We start from the raw sequence: 13,010 nt of genomic DNA, 5'->3' as shown, positions 1-13,010 counted from the left end.
TTCGGTATGGACGAGGACCTCCCCTTCGTGGGCGAACCGGTAGACTCACGGGAGGCGATCATGCGCGCGACGTACCTCGCCTTGCGCGAATACGGGTACGCCGGCCTCTCGATCCAGCGGATCGCCGATGAGGCCGATCTGAGTAAATCCACGTTTTATCACCACTACGACGGCAAAGACGACCTGCTCACTGCTTTCGTGGATTTCACGCTGGAGGAATTTATACGGATCTTCTCGCTCGAATCCGGCGACGACCCGGTCGAGAACCTCCGTACCTTCGTCGAACTGCTCGTCGGCCTGGACCCCAACGTCGGCGACCACCCACCCGAGGAGGTCCTCCAGATCGTGGGAACATACGTCGAACTGCGAGCACAGGCAGTCCGCGACGACACGATCCTCGAGAAGTTCACCGAGGCGGACGAGATCTTCGCCGACCAGCTCTCGGAGATCGTTCGCGCCGGGATCGAACAGGGCGAGTTCGAACCCGTCGATCCGGAGGCTGCCGCCACGTTCATCGCCACCGTTCTGGCCGGCAACATCTTTCGACGAACGACGGGGGACGCCCACGACCACGAAGCGGTCGCCGACGAGGTCAACGCCTATATCGAATCGCGCCTGTTGGCCTGACGGACCGGCGTGCACGATGGCACCGGGAGGCGGCCCCGAGACGCGTCGGCCGGGTGAGGTACAGTTATACCGCGGGCCATCCAGAGGCCAGATACGATGAAACAAAGGGGTCACGACAGCGAACGCGAACGGATGCCGTGGGGGCGTCAGCTCGCGGTCGCCTGGGGGGTCGGCGCCGTCGCCAGCGCGCTGGTCGCCACCACGACCGGGGACGGCCTCGCCGTGGCGGCGTCGCTCCTCTTTCTCGGTGACGTGCGTGAAAAGCGAGGGCTCACGTGGCTCGTCGGCTGGCTGGTCGGCGGGTCGCTACTGGGCGCCGGGGTCGGCTACGCTGCGACCTTCCTGATCGCCGGATTCCCGCTCGCGGCCCAGGGCGCCATCGGGCTAGGCATCGCGCTCGGCGGTGGCATCGGCGTCGTCTCGAACCTCCTGGCCGCCGAGGCCCGGGGTGAGGACGTCGACCAGTCGGAGTCGATGACCGTCGACATGGAGACGGACGACTCGCCCTCGCCCCGGCCCGCCGACCTGTTCGACGACCACCCGGATCCGGTGCTGTACGTCGCCGACCGGGGCCACGGACCGGTCGTCCTCGCGGCCAACGACGCCTTCGCCGAGACGTTCGACGTGCCGGCCGACGCCCTCAGCGAGACGCCGCTCGACGAGTCACTGATGGCCGAGGAAGAGGACGATCCGGCGGTCGAAGCCGTCGTCGACGCCGTCGCCGGCGGTGACCCGGTCGAGGAGTCGCTGGCCTGCCGGACGCCGTCGGGGCCAGAACGGTTCCGGGTGCGGACCGCCAGCGGCGGCGCCGACGGCTACGTCATCTACACACGGATCGAGCGAGAGGAATAACGGCAGTCAGTCGCCGCGGTGACGGTCGTCAGTTGCCGGGGTGGCGACCGATTTCCTTGAACGCGGCGTCGATGTCGTCGAACGACGCGAGCGCTTCGTCCATCTCGCCCCTGATGCGGCTGGCCCGCTGTTCGAGGGCCGCCACCTTCTCGTTGGCCTCGAGGCTCTCGACCCGCTTCTCGCCCTGCAACAGCGCGAGCTTCGAGGTGGCCTTCAGGTAGTCGGAGAGGCGCTCGTCGTAGCGACGGGCCGTCAGCTGCTGGTCGATGGCGGCGACGAGGTCGGTCTTCTGGACGGGCTTGCAGAGGTAGTCGTCGAACGGCATATCGATGATGTCGAAGTCCGGGTCGACCGCGGTCAACATGATCACCCGGCACTCGACGTCGCACGCGCGGATCTCCTCGAGGACGTCGTCGCCCGAGATCTCCGGCATGTGACGGTCGAGCAACACCACGTCGACGTCGTCGTCGAGCGACTCCATGGCTGCCCCGCCGCTGTAGGCCGTCCGCGTCTCGAACTCGTCTGACAGTCGCAGCGCGTAGACGTCGGCGACGTCCCGTTCGTCGTCGACGACCAGCACGCTCGCGTCGGCGGATGACTCCGGCACAATGAGTTGTTTCACGGCCGACAGCTAATAAGTGTGTTTGCTCCCGCGCCGGCCTGGCCACCGACGACCGAGCGCGCGGGCGCGGAACGGAAGTTTATTGATTCCGCCATCGTGAGATTCGGACAAGGATGCTCGCGTTACCGCTGCAAGTCGTCGACAGCTTCCTGTTTAACTACAACATCGGTGACGTTCTCCTGCTCGTCGCCGTACTTGGTGCCATCGGGATCCTCGTCCAGCGTTCGAACAAGCTGTTCGGGCTCCACCTGCTCACGTTCGGGCTCCTGTTCGTCGTCCTGCCCGGCAACATGCTCGAGCCGAAAGGCGGGAGCCTCCTCCAGAGCGTGGCGATGTACAAGTTCGTCGGCCTGGCGCTGCTCGTCATGGCGCCCGTCATCTTCGCCATCGGCCGTCGTTAGGCCAGTTTCCCGAGCGCACCGAAGAAGTCCCGTGGCGGCCCGGCGATCCGCACCGGGACGTCCGCCCGCGTGAGCGTCACCAGTTCCGGCGGGTCGACCCGCTGTCGCGCGCGCCCGTCGCTGACGACGACCCCGGATTCTGCGCCCTCGATTCGTACCGTCACCTCGCTGTCGGCACCGACGACGAGCGGCGGCATCGACTCCTCGCCGGCCATCTCGGAGACGACCAGTCCGTCGACGCCAGGGTGGACGAGCGGCCCGTCCTCGCTGAGGTTGTACGCCGTCGACCCGGTCGGCGTCGCCACGAGCACGCCGTCGGCGTGGCCGCTGGTGTACAGTGACCCGTCGACGCGCACTTCGAACTCCGCACCGCCGCCGTGTCCCCGGCGCGGGCCGTGGACGACGACCTCGTTGATGGCGGGCGATAGCGACCAGTCCGCGCCGCTGGCGGCGATGCGCGCCATGTCAGTCGTCCGCGGCCCGCCGTTCTCCCGGCAGTGGCGGACCTCCTCGAGGACGGCGTCGATGGCCTCGCTGGGCGAGACAGCGTTCAGGAACCCGACTTCGCCGAGGTTGACACCGACGATGGGCGTCGACCCCGCGCCGCGGGCGGCGTACAGGAACGTGCCGTCGCCGCCGATACTCACTACCAGGTCGCACGACGCCATCTCGTCGACGTCGACGCCGGTCGCCGGTCCCTCCGTCGCGGACCACTCGCCGTCGCCCTCCGATAGCGCGGCGGCGGTCGTCTCGTCGAACACGACGGTCGCGTCCGCCGAACGGAGTCGCACGCCGAGGCGCCCGGCGAGAGACGTGGCCCGGCGGTTGTCTCGCTGGGCGACGATGCCGACCTTCATTGCCTCGGGCTTTCGGCGGGGTCCACATAAACCCGTCCACGGGCGGCCGCGAGCCGCGACGGAATTATCAGGAACGCGAACGCGGCGGGTAAGGTTAATCTGTCCCGACGCGAGTTACCTCCCAACGGCTCGCTGGCGGGGCCCGGATCACAGATGAGTGAGGAGTCCTCCGACGACGACTGGTTCGAACGCGCCGTCAGCGGCGACGACGGAGACGTCGACGAGAGCGAGTCGACGGACGACTCGACGAACGGCGGGACGACGAGCGACGCGGGGACGCGTGACGGAACGACGGCGGCCGGGCCGTCGGATCGCGATCTCGACGACGCGGCGGAGGACGCCTTCGCGGCGGCACAGGCCCGCATCGAGAGCGAGGTGGACCAGCCGTCGGACGCGACCGACGACGACCCGTTCGACGACGGCGGGGCTGGCGGATTCGACGCGACCAACGGTGCCGGCGGCGTCGACCTCGGAGCCCAGGACGGCGGCGGATCGCTGTTCGAAGACGACTTCGAGTCCGCGTTCGAATCGGCCGGCGGACCGGGCGAGGCGGAGTTCGACGACGAGGACTTCGAGTCCGAGATTCCGCGCATCGACATCGGCATCGCCGGCCTCGACGCGATGATCCAGGGCGGCGTCCCGGCGCGCCACCTGATCGTCGCCATCGGCTCCGCCGGGACCGGGAAGACGACCTTCGGCCTCCAGTTCCTCCATCACGGCCTCGAACAGGGGGAGAACGCCATCTTCGTCACGCTCGAACAGAGCCACGACGCCATCATGGCCACCGCCGACGAGTGGGGCTGGGAGTTCGAGACCTACGAGGACGACGGCCAGCTCGCCGTCGTCGGCCTCGACCCGGTGGAGATGGCCAACAGCCTCGACAACATCCGCGGCGAACTCCCGGACCTCATCGAAGAGTTCGACGCCGACCGCCTCGTGCTCGACTCCGTCTCGCTGCTGGAGATGATGTACGACGACCAGGCCCGCCGCCGGACCGAAGTGTTCGACTTCACGCGCGCACTCAAGCGCGCCGGCGTCACGACCATGCTCACCTCCGAAGCCAGCGAGACCAACCCCTACGCCTCCCGCCACGGCATCATCGAGTACCTCACCGACGCCGTCTTCGTCCTCAAGTACGTCCGCTCGGAGAACCAGGAGACCAGACTCGCCGTCGAGATACAGAAAATCCGGAACGCCAACCACTCCCGCGAGACCAAACCCTACGAGATAACGGCTGACGGCATCTCGGTCTACCAGCAGGCGAGTATCTTCTAAGCGACCTTTTTCTTCGTCGGGTTTCCTCGGCTGCCTCCGGCAGCCTGCGGGAACCTCTCCTCGAAAAACGTCGTCCACGCGAGCGGAGCGAGTGTGGGCTCGGGAGAGCTCTGCTCTCCCGGTGGTGAAAAAGGCCGGTCGCTCACTCCGTTCGCGACCGGGGAAACCGCTCGCCTCCGGCGAGCGGTATGCTTGGATCCCACCCCGTCGAGGCACTATCGTGACCGCCACGTCAAGGCTGAATCGACCAGGGATACACTGCTACCCGCCATAGTTGACAAACATTATGTAGGTAGCTCGCGGGCACCCGATCGTATGCCTGCACCCCTGGAGACCCCCGCGATGCGCTACGGCATGGGCATCGGCAGCGCAGTGATACTCACGATTATCGCGTTCACCGTCCTCGAGGGGACGATGCGATGGCTCGTGCTCGGCATCGCCGTGCTCGAGGTTCTGGTCGTCCCGCAGATCATGAAGATGGCGGCGGCGCAGGGCACCGCCTGAGGACCGCGTATCCCTCATAGTGGTCGTTGTAAACCCTTACCGGCGTTCGACGTGGACGGTACCGGCGAACGCCGGTAAAAAGTTACAACGACCACTATCAGACGACCATCCGATTCTCGACGACGATACCGATGCCCGGCCGGACGGAGAAACCGATCCTGTTGCCCACCTGCGTACCCATCCCGGCGAAGCGCTTCACCTCGATGTTCCGTCGCTGGTGGCGCCCCACCTGCATCACCGAGAGTTCGAGGTAGACGTCGGCGATGGAGCGGAACGGGCCGAGCGAATCCCGGGAGAGGTTCGACGAGTCGACGGTCAGGACCACGGTCCGGCCCGAGGCGGTGAGGCGGCGGAAGAAGGAGATGATTTCGAGGGCGGCCTGGCGGTGTTCGCCGTCGGCGACGAGCGACTCGAACGTGGGGTCGTTGCGCAGGATGGCGTCGAAGGTGTCGACGAGGACGACGTCGGCGTCCCACATCGCGGTCGCGCCCATGAGTCGTTCGAGGAGGTTCAGTCGCTTGCCGTCGCTCGTCGTGCCGCCGACGGCGCCGTGGAGGAAGAGCAGGCGGTTCTGGAGGAGTAGCGAGGTGACGTCGTAGCCCAGCGAGTCCATCTGGGCGACGAACTTGCCCGTCGTCAGTTCTGTCGAGAGGTAGGTGACGTCGTGGGACTCCGAGCAAAGCCCGTAGGCGAAGCGCTGGGCGAGGACGGACTTGCCGGCGCCGTACTCTCCTTCGACGAGGACGATGCTCCCCCGGGGAAGGCCGCCGCCGAAGGCGTGGTTCAGCCGGTCGTGGTGAGCCATGCCCAGCGAGTAGAGCCGGCCGGCGACGCTCTCCATCGGGCCGGTCGGGAACGAAGAGGAGGACGAGGACGAACGCATGCAGTAGAACCTTGTCCCATCCAGTGGAGACGGCACGATAAAACCCGCCCCCGCCCTGTCCAATCGCCCCGGTCAGATCCGTCGCGCTTTTGGCCGCGAGCACCAAGGATAGGACAAGCAGCGGTCGCAGTCTCCGATCCACCATGGCCCGTTACCACATCGAAACGTACGGCTGCACCTCGAACAGGGGTGAGTCCCGACAGATCGAGCAGGCGCTCCGCGACGGCGGCCACCACCCGGCCGACGGCCCAGAGTCGGCGGACGTCGCCATCCTCAACACCTGCACGGTCGTCGAGAAGACGGAGCGCAACATGCTCCGACGGGCCGAAGAACTCGACGAAGAGACCCCCGCAGACCTCGTCATCACAGGCTGCATGGCGCTGGCCCAGGGCGAGGAGTTCCGAAACGCGGACCTCGACGCCGACGTGCTCCACTGGGACGACGTCCCCCAGCACGTCCTCAACGGGGAGTGCCCGACGGTCACGCCGGACACGGAACCCGTCCTCGACGGCGTCGTCGGCATCCTCCCCATCGCCCGCGGGTGCATGAGCGACTGTTCCTACTGCATCACCAAGCAGGCGACTGGCCGGATCGAGTCCCCACCGGTCGAGGAGAACCTGGAGAAGGCCCGCGCGCTGGTTCACGCCGGCGCGAAGGAGATCAGGATTACGGGCCAGGACACCGGCGTCTACGGCTGGGACCGCAACCAGGGCGAGAGCCTCCTCCCGGAGCTACTGGAGCGGATCTGCACCGAAATCGACGGCGAGTTCCGGGTCCGGATCGGAATGGCGAATCCCAAGGGCATCCACGGCGTCCGCGAGGAACTGGCCGACCTGTTCGCGACCCACGACGAACTGTACAGCTTCCTGCACGCGCCAGTCCAGTCGGGCTCCGACGACGTGCTCGCCGACATGCGACGCCAGCACGAGGTAGAGGAGTACGTCGAAGTCGTGGAGACCTTCGACGAGTACCTCGACTACTGGACCCTCTCGACGGACTTCATCGTCGGCTTCCCGACCGAGGACGACCGCGACTTCCAGCAGACGATGGCGCTCCTGCGCGAGACGCGCCCGGAGAAGATCAACGTCACCCGTTTCTCGAAGCGGCCCGGCACCGACGCCGCCGACATGAAGGGGCTCGGCGGGACGGTCAAGAAGGAGCGCTCGAAGGCGATGTCCGAACTGAAGATGGACGTCGTCGCCGAGGCCTACGAGGCGATGGTCGAGAGCGACGAGACCCGCGAGGTCCTCCTGGTCGAGGACGGCACCGACGAGTCGCTCGTGGGCTACGACGGGGCCTACCGGCAGGTCGTGATCGCCGACGCCGAAGAACGCGGGCTGGAACTGGGCGAATTCGTCGACTGCGAGATAACGAGCCACAACACGGTGTACGCCTTCGGCGAACCAGTCAACTGAGCGCGGACGCAACTCGGCCAGTCCATAACCGAACCCCGCTCAGTTGGCCGGGTTCACGTACAGGCCGTAGCGATAGAGCCGCTCGTCGTACCACAGCAACTGTCCGTTCCTGCCGACGTCGACGTCGCCCAGCCCCAGGCGTTCGAGCAATCCCTCGAACGAGGGGGTCAACGGCGTCGTCTCACTCGTCTCGCCGGTTTCGACGACGTCGTCGAGCGCCTGCCTGACCCCTGGATCCAGGTCCGGGCCCTCGACCTCGGCGTCGATCCTGGTGGCGAGGACGACGTCGCTGAAAGTTTGCGAGTCCTCGGCGACGGCGACGGCGAACGATTCGACCACGCGCTCGGTGATCCGTTCGGTGGCGAGCGAGACACGGTAGGCCGAGTTTTCCCCTGGATCCACCGCCACCGTCGCGTCGTCGATCTCGTCGGTGACCGCGCTGTCCAGTTCGGCCGGCCGGCGGAGCACGTACGCGCCGTCCCAGAGCAAATCAGTCGAGTGACCAGCGGCGTCCGTCGCGTGGTACTCGTGGAGGTTTTCGACGATACGGCGGCTCACCGTCGAGAGGGAATCGAGGGGAACCGTCTCGGCCGAGACGGAGTCCAATTCGAGCCGGTCGGCGCGAACGAGCGTCCGTTCCATCCGCTCGCGGCCGGTGACGACGGCCGCCGTCTGGTAGTACCGGCCCCCATCCTCGACGTAGGCGCCGGTCGGGAGCGGTTCGTAGCCGTACGTCGTGTGCCGGCCGTCCGGGAGTATCGTGTCGAGGGCGTCCCGCGCCGCGGTGTCGAACAGCGACTCCTCGTCCGGGTCGTACAGCGCGTAGTCGGCCAGCGACTGGTCGACGGAGTCCACCGTGAGGGTGTACTCGTAGTGGTTCGTGGACAGGAGGGGACACCCGGCGAGTGCGGCCAGGCCGGCCGTTCCCACCGTCTGGAGGGCGGTTCGACGGTCGATGGGCATGGCGGCAGTGCTCGTGGCACTCTGTTTATAGTATCGGTTGCCATCGACGCCGGGCCCGGATAGCCATGTGGTGACGAGATCGGCAATTCTAATAGCAGAATATCTATAAATCTTGTAAATGCTAAAAGTTCAATCATATCTGGCAATCCGGGTCGAACGAACAGCCGTGCAGGTTCTATCTGAGGCATTCATCGTCCAAAAACACCGTTTAAGGAACCAGGGACAAGTATTGACCCTCGAAGGCGGCCCGGTAGATCGGCGTGATTCCAGCGATCGGTAAACCGACTGGATCGAGATAACTCGACGACCGATTAGACACGTTCCTGCCCTCTAGAAGCAACCTTCGAGCTGCAGCCCAGTCCTGACCCGAAGAAACGACGTGAACCAGCGCAGCATCCCGTCGCTGACGATCCCACGTTGTATCAGAAATGTATGTATTAGTAGAATTTTATGTGATTCGATCCGTGTTCGATCGGTTTCCGGCAGTCGGCGGGGACGTATCCGGACCGCTGAACGGCCGTCCCAGGAACACTTATGGGGGAGAGCGTGCAGGTACGTGGATATGGAACGGGCACTTGTCGTCGTGGACGACAGCGACGCGAATCGCGAACTGCTCGCAGAGGCGGGGCAACTCGCCCGAGGTGTCGATGCCGAACTGGTCCTGTTCTCCTGGGTCACTCCCGGAGAGTACGACGAGGACGCGGAGACGATGGAGGCCCTCGAGACGGCCGAGCACGCCTCCTACAGCGGCACCGACGCGCTGGACGTCGCGCGGAACTTCGCGCGGACGCTGGCCGACGACGTCTTCGGGGACGACGCGCCCGCATTCGACGTCACCGCCTCGGTCGCCGACGACGGCGAACTGGCCGACGAGATACTCGACGCGGCGAGTCGCGAGGACTGCGACCACGTGTTCGTCGTCGGCCGCCGGCGCTCGCCGACGGGGAAGGTCATCTTCGGTGACGTGGCCCAGCGGATCATCCTCAACTTCGACGGCCCGGTCACGGTGGTCATGGGGTGAGGCGCACGGAAGAACGCACGGAGAGAAGAGGCCTCGAACGCGTCACTCGCACTCGCAACCGCCCGCGTCGAACAGGTCGGTCACCGGATACTGGTTCTGGCAGTCGTTGCAGGTGACGCGGACGTCGACGTAGACGTGGTGGTCGCCGAGCGACAGCAGGTTCGCGTTCAGCAGGGCGCCGATCGTCGTCTCCGTCACCGCCTGGAGGCGGTTCCGCAGTTGCTGGACCGTCGTCCGGGCGCTCTCGACGGTCGTGCCGTCGCCAGAGGACGGCGCCTCGGCGTCGCGGTACTTCGTGAGGTAGGTGTGGACGGCCTGGTGGGAGACGAAGTCGCGCTCGAGCCGGTCGACGTCGACGCCGGCCCGTTCGAGCCGGTGTTCGGCCTGGATACGGGTCCCGCTGGTCACCTCGTCGCCGGTGAGCAGTTCGTAGAGGTTCTCGGCCTCGCCGTCGAGAGGGTCCTGGTCGGCCGCTCTGAGCGCCGCCCGGAGGACGCGCCGGTTGAAGTGGTCCGCGAGATCCCGGAGGCTGTAGCGCTCGCTCCCCTCGCCGGTCCAGTACGCTTCCAGTTCCGTGCCCAGCCCGTCCAGTTCCCGCTCTGCGAGAACGCGCCCGACCTTGCTCCGCCGGCTCTCGGGCGTCGTCGGGCCGTCCCCGCCCGCGCCGTCCTCGTCTACGTGGCCCTCGTCAGTCATTCCTGTCGGGTCTTGGGGAATGGGAGCCAAATCTGTTGTGGTGAGCGCGGCGGCGTTCGTGTCTCCGGATCGGTGCAGACGGACGCGGGTGGATAGTGGCGATCCGTCCCGCGACGCGTCCGCGACGCCGCCGCGCGTACTCATAGCAGTGAGTAGCAGTGGTTCGTGGCTGTTCGATTCCACCAGTCCCGTGTGTTACCCCGGGACAGACGTTATTTGGATCCCATCCTATATAAAATTACGACAGCCACGGGCCGAATCGCTCGTCGGGACGCTCCTCGTCCGTGAGCCGGAGAGCGCCGCCACAGACAGAACGTCGTTTGGCCAGGCAGAACCATTATATTCGTTCGGTAAGTTGCGAAGGTATGGCACAGACGAACCATCCGGTCCGGACCGTGGACCGGACGCTGGAGATCCTCGAGATCATCCGCGAACTCGACGGGGCTGGGGTCTCCGAGATCGCCGACAGGGTGCAGGTGGGGAAGAGCGCGGTGCACAATCACCTCAACACGCTCGCCCAGCGCGAGTACGTCGTCAAGGAGGGTGACGAGTACCACATCGGCCTGGCCTTTCTCGGCCTCGGCGCCTACGCCCGCAATCGAAACGAGATATACGACACCGCCCGGCCGGCGGTCGACAAACTCGCCGAGGAGACCGGCGAGCTCGTGAACCTGCTCGTCGAGAAACAGGGGCGGGGCATCTTCCTCTACAAGGCCGAGGGCGACCAGGCCGTCCAGCTGGGCACCTACGCAGGCCAGCGAGTCCACCTCCACTCGACCGGGCTCGGCAAGGCCATCCTCGCGTTCCGCCCGCGCGAGGAGGTCGAGGCGATCCTCGACGAGCACGGGATGCCCGCGGCGACGGACAAGACGATCACCGACCGCGAGACGTTCTTCGAAGAGCTCGACGAGATACGCGAGCAGCGCTACGCCGTCGACCGCGAGGAGGGACTCCCCGGCCTGCGCTGTATCGCGGTGCCCATCACCGACGGCCACGACCGGGCGCTGGCCGCCATCAGCGTCTCCTGTCCGAGTCAGCGGGTCGACGACGAGCGGTTCTTCGAGGAACTTCCCAACGAAGTTCTCAGTGCGGCCAACGTCGTCGAACTGGAACACAACCACTCCTGACCGGCGCGCGGTTGCCCCTGATCTCACCGCCGCCCGAATCCGATCTTAGTTCTCGTCATCACTCGCCGTCAGGTCGCCCGCCGAGATGACGTCGTCGATGCGCAGGACCAGCGTCGCGGCGTCGACCGCGGTGGACAGCGCGCAGGATTTCACCCGATAGGGCTCCATGACGCCGGCCCGGTAGGCGTCGACGACCTCGCCAGTGTCGGCGTCGAGGCCGGCGGCCCAGTCGCCGTCGTCGTGGCGCGTCCGCAGTGCGACGAGCGCGTCGACGACGTCGTGACCGGCGTTCTCCGCGAGCGTCCGGGGCAGGGTCTCCAGCGAATCGGCGAACGCCTCGAGCGCGAGTTGCTCGCGCCCCGCCACGTCCGGCGCGCGCTCGCGCACGGCGCGTGCGAGTTCTATCTCCGGGGCGCCCGCACCTGGCACGATGACGCCGTCCTCGACGGCCGCGACCGTCACACCGACGCTGTCCTCGACGGCGCGTTCGACCTCGTCGAGAGCGTGCTCGGTCCCGCCGCGCAGCAGGATGGTCCCGACCGTCTCGCCCGGGAGGTCGTCGAACACCATCGTCCGCTCGGCCGGCGCGTCCTGCTTGTGCGTCAGCTCCCGGAACGTCTCCTGCTCGACGCTGCCGGCGAAGCCGAGGTGGTCCGCGGTCAGCACGTCGAGGTCGCCGACGGGCGTGGCGCCGGTCGCCAGTGCGACCTGCCGGCAGTCGTCGTCGTCGACCTCGTAGAACGCCGTCACGTCCGCTCTGGCCAGTCGTTCCCGTGCCCGGGACTCGACGTTCCCAGTCGCGAGGACCACGTCCGCACCGGCGTCGAGAATTCGGTCGACGGCGGCGTCGAGTTCGGCGTGTTCCCGGTCGACGAACGACTGGTACTCGCCGAAGTCGGTGACGGTGGCCCCGCCGTCGTTGGACAGTTCCGCGGTCTCGACGGCGCCGTCGTAGACGAGCACGTCCGCGTCGGACTGCGAGCGGGGCATTCCCCGGTGACACGGATTGTAGTCGAACAGCAGTCCGGGGACGAACTGAGAGTCAGTGAGCGAGCGCGTCGGGAACGCTCGCAGCACGAGCGAGTCGTCGTTCACCCGGCCGTTCTCCGCCAGCGCCGCGCGCACCGCCTGCACGACGACCGAGGCGAGCTGGTCCCTGGCCTGCTCTGCGCCCTTGCCCGTCATCGCCGTCGCGGCGATGCGTTCGAGCACGGAGACGTCGTCCGACCCGATGCCCCGGGCCATCTCGTCCAGCGTCTCGCCCGCGACGTCGGCCGCCATCCAGTACCCCGTGGCGACGGTCGACGGGTGGACGCCGTCGTCGACCAGGTCCAGGGCCTCCTGCAGGAGCGCCCCGGCCAGCACGACGGCGGAGGTCGTTCCGTCGCCCACCTCGGCCTCCTGGGTCGTCGCGACCTGGATGAGTGACCGGGCGACCGGGTGGGAGACGTCCATCTCCGAAAGCAGGGTGACGCCGTCGTTGGTCACGACGACGTCGCCCGAGCCGTCGACGAGCAGCTTGTCCATCCCGCGGGGGCCGAGCGTGGTCCGCACCGCGTCGGTGACGCCCTCGGCGGCGGCCACGTTCAGCGCCAGCGCCTGCTCGCCGGCGCTGCGCTGGGTTTCCTCGGACGTGACGCTCGTCGGGCCTGACTGCGTCTGCCGTGTCATGTGTACCCTGATGACTCGGTAGCAAAGATAAGCGTTGCCCTCCCGCGGTCATCGCGAGCGGGCGGCGGCGTTCGGTTCGGTGCGACGGTCGCAGGA

At 66.9% G+C, this 13,010-nt stretch carries 14 protein-coding genes; 8 read left to right on the top strand and 6 right to left on the bottom strand.

Annotated features, from left to right (window positions below):
- The first annotated feature begins 6 nt into the window (after positions 1–6).
- Positions 7–627, top strand: coding sequence for a TetR/AcrR family transcriptional regulator (locus AC5FRV_RS00525; RefSeq protein ID WP_493559180.1), 621 nt, complete (start codon positions 7–9; stop codon positions 625–627).
- 96 nt (positions 628–723) lie between these two features.
- Positions 724–1,479, top strand: coding sequence for a hypothetical protein (locus AC5FRV_RS00520; protein ID WP_493559179.1), 756 nt, complete (start codon positions 724–726; stop codon positions 1,477–1,479).
- Positions 1,480–1,507: 28 nt separating this feature from the next.
- On the opposite strand, the gene AC5FRV_RS00515 is transcribed toward AC5FRV_RS00520, so the two are convergent.
- Positions 1,508–2,086: a response regulator gene (locus tag AC5FRV_RS00515; protein ID WP_493559178.1), complete on the bottom strand. Its 579-nt coding sequence runs from the start codon at positions 2,084–2,086 to the stop codon at positions 1,508–1,510.
- 128 nt (positions 2,087–2,214) lie between these two features.
- Between AC5FRV_RS00515 and AC5FRV_RS00510 the strand changes: the two genes are divergently transcribed.
- Entirely contained in the window at positions 2,215–2,502 is a 288-nt protein-coding gene (locus AC5FRV_RS00510) for a DUF8006 family protein (protein ID WP_493559177.1), read from the top strand.
- Here the strand turns inward: AC5FRV_RS00510 and AC5FRV_RS00505 are convergent.
- The gene (locus tag AC5FRV_RS00505) at positions 2,499–3,359 is read right to left on the bottom strand and encodes an NAD(+)/NADH kinase (protein WP_493559176.1); all 861 of its coding nucleotides are present in this window, start codon (positions 3,357–3,359) and stop codon (positions 2,499–2,501) included. The two genes, AC5FRV_RS00510 and AC5FRV_RS00505, sit on opposite strands and share 4 nt — an antisense overlap.
- Positions 3,360–3,512: 153 nt before the next feature.
- On the opposite strand from AC5FRV_RS00505, the gene AC5FRV_RS00500 reads away from it, so the two are divergent.
- Together AC5FRV_RS00500 and AC5FRV_RS00495 are read left to right on the top strand one after the other, a co-directional pair.
- Complete coding sequence (locus tag AC5FRV_RS00500; RefSeq protein WP_493559175.1) at positions 3,513–4,634, top strand: KaiC domain-containing protein; 1,122 nt, start codon at positions 3,513–3,515, stop codon at positions 4,632–4,634.
- 315 nt (positions 4,635–4,949) lie between these two features.
- The gene (locus AC5FRV_RS00495; RefSeq protein WP_493559174.1) at positions 4,950–5,138 is read left to right on the top strand and encodes a hypothetical protein; all 189 of its coding nucleotides are present in this window, start codon (positions 4,950–4,952) and stop codon (positions 5,136–5,138) included.
- Between the two features lie 97 nt (positions 5,139–5,235).
- Here the strand turns inward: AC5FRV_RS00495 and arlH are convergent, their stop codons facing one another.
- Positions 5,236–5,979: an archaellum protein ArlH gene (gene arlH, locus AC5FRV_RS00490; RefSeq protein WP_493560139.1), complete on the bottom strand. Its 744-nt coding sequence runs from the start codon at positions 5,977–5,979 to the stop codon at positions 5,236–5,238.
- A gap of 185 nt (positions 5,980–6,164) precedes the next feature.
- Here arlH and AC5FRV_RS00485 point away from each other — a divergent pair, with 185 nt between their 5' ends.
- Complete coding sequence (locus tag AC5FRV_RS00485) at positions 6,165–7,436, top strand: tRNA (N(6)-L-threonylcarbamoyladenosine(37)-C(2))-methylthiotransferase (RefSeq protein WP_493559173.1); 1,272 nt, start codon at positions 6,165–6,167, stop codon at positions 7,434–7,436.
- Between the two features lie 39 nt (positions 7,437–7,475).
- On the opposite strand, the gene AC5FRV_RS00480 is transcribed toward AC5FRV_RS00485, so the two are convergent.
- Entirely contained in the window at positions 7,476–8,399 is a 924-nt protein-coding gene (locus AC5FRV_RS00480; RefSeq protein WP_493559172.1) for a hypothetical protein, read from the bottom strand.
- A 562-nt stretch (positions 8,400–8,961) separates the two neighbouring features.
- On the opposite strand from AC5FRV_RS00480, the gene AC5FRV_RS00475 reads away from it, so the two are divergent.
- Positions 8,962–9,420, top strand: coding sequence for a universal stress protein (locus AC5FRV_RS00475; RefSeq protein WP_493559171.1), 459 nt, complete (start codon positions 8,962–8,964; stop codon positions 9,418–9,420).
- 42 nt (positions 9,421–9,462) lie between these two features.
- Here the strand turns inward: AC5FRV_RS00475 and rdfA are convergent, their stop codons facing one another.
- A complete protein-coding gene (gene rdfA / locus AC5FRV_RS00470; protein ID WP_493559170.1) occupies positions 9,463–10,116 on the bottom strand; it encodes a rod-determining factor RdfA in 654 nt (217 codons plus the stop codon).
- A gap of 365 nt (positions 10,117–10,481) precedes the next feature.
- Between rdfA and AC5FRV_RS00465 the strand changes: the two genes are divergently transcribed.
- Positions 10,482–11,243: an IclR family transcriptional regulator gene (locus AC5FRV_RS00465; protein ID WP_493559169.1), complete on the top strand. Its 762-nt coding sequence runs from the start codon at positions 10,482–10,484 to the stop codon at positions 11,241–11,243.
- Between the two features lie 45 nt (positions 11,244–11,288).
- Here AC5FRV_RS00465 and thsA read toward each other — a convergent pair whose 3' ends face one another.
- Positions 11,289–12,914: a thermosome subunit alpha gene (gene thsA, locus AC5FRV_RS00460; protein ID WP_493559168.1), complete on the bottom strand. Its 1,626-nt coding sequence runs from the start codon at positions 12,912–12,914 to the stop codon at positions 11,289–11,291.
- Between the last annotated feature and the right edge of the window lie 96 nt (positions 12,915–13,010).

The organism is Halomicrobium sp. HArcel3 (genome assembly GCF_058933135.1).
The sequence above is the reverse complement of the archived record's forward strand: the minus strand, read 5'-3'. Positions and strand labels throughout refer to the sequence as shown.

What these genes read in the sequence shown, in the direction of transcription:
- AC5FRV_RS00525 (WP_493559180.1), top strand. Translation starts at nt 7, where the DNA reads ATGGACGAGGACCTCCCCTTCGTGGGCGAACCGGTAGACTCACGGGAG.
- AC5FRV_RS00520 (WP_493559179.1), top strand. Translation starts at nt 724, where the DNA reads ATGAAACAAAGGGGTCACGACAGCGAACGCGAACGGATGCCGTGGGGG.
- AC5FRV_RS00510 (WP_493559177.1), top strand. Translation starts at nt 2,215, where the DNA reads ATGCTCGCGTTACCGCTGCAAGTCGTCGACAGCTTCCTGTTTAACTAC.
- AC5FRV_RS00505 (WP_493559176.1), bottom strand. Translation starts at nt 3,359, where the DNA reads ATGAAGGTCGGCATCGTCGCCCAGCGAGACAACCGCCGGGCCACGTCT.
- AC5FRV_RS00500 (WP_493559175.1), top strand. Translation starts at nt 3,513, where the DNA reads ATGAGTGAGGAGTCCTCCGACGACGACTGGTTCGAACGCGCCGTCAGC.
- AC5FRV_RS00495 (WP_493559174.1), top strand. Translation starts at nt 4,950, where the DNA reads ATGCCTGCACCCCTGGAGACCCCCGCGATGCGCTACGGCATGGGCATC.
- arlH (WP_493560139.1), bottom strand. Translation starts at nt 5,979, where the DNA reads ATGGAGAGCGTCGCCGGCCGGCTCTACTCGCTGGGCATGGCTCACCAC.
- AC5FRV_RS00485 (WP_493559173.1), top strand. Translation starts at nt 6,165, where the DNA reads ATGGCCCGTTACCACATCGAAACGTACGGCTGCACCTCGAACAGGGGT.
- AC5FRV_RS00480 (WP_493559172.1), bottom strand. Translation starts at nt 8,399, where the DNA reads ATGCCCATCGACCGTCGAACCGCCCTCCAGACGGTGGGAACGGCCGGC.
- AC5FRV_RS00475 (WP_493559171.1), top strand. Translation starts at nt 8,962, where the DNA reads ATGGAACGGGCACTTGTCGTCGTGGACGACAGCGACGCGAATCGCGAA.
- rdfA (WP_493559170.1), bottom strand. Translation starts at nt 10,116, where the DNA reads ATGACTGACGAGGGCCACGTAGACGAGGACGGCGCGGGCGGGGACGGC.
- AC5FRV_RS00465 (WP_493559169.1), top strand. Translation starts at nt 10,482, where the DNA reads ATGGCACAGACGAACCATCCGGTCCGGACCGTGGACCGGACGCTGGAG.
- thsA (WP_493559168.1), bottom strand. Translation starts at nt 12,914, where the DNA reads ATGACACGGCAGACGCAGTCAGGCCCGACGAGCGTCACGTCCGAGGAA.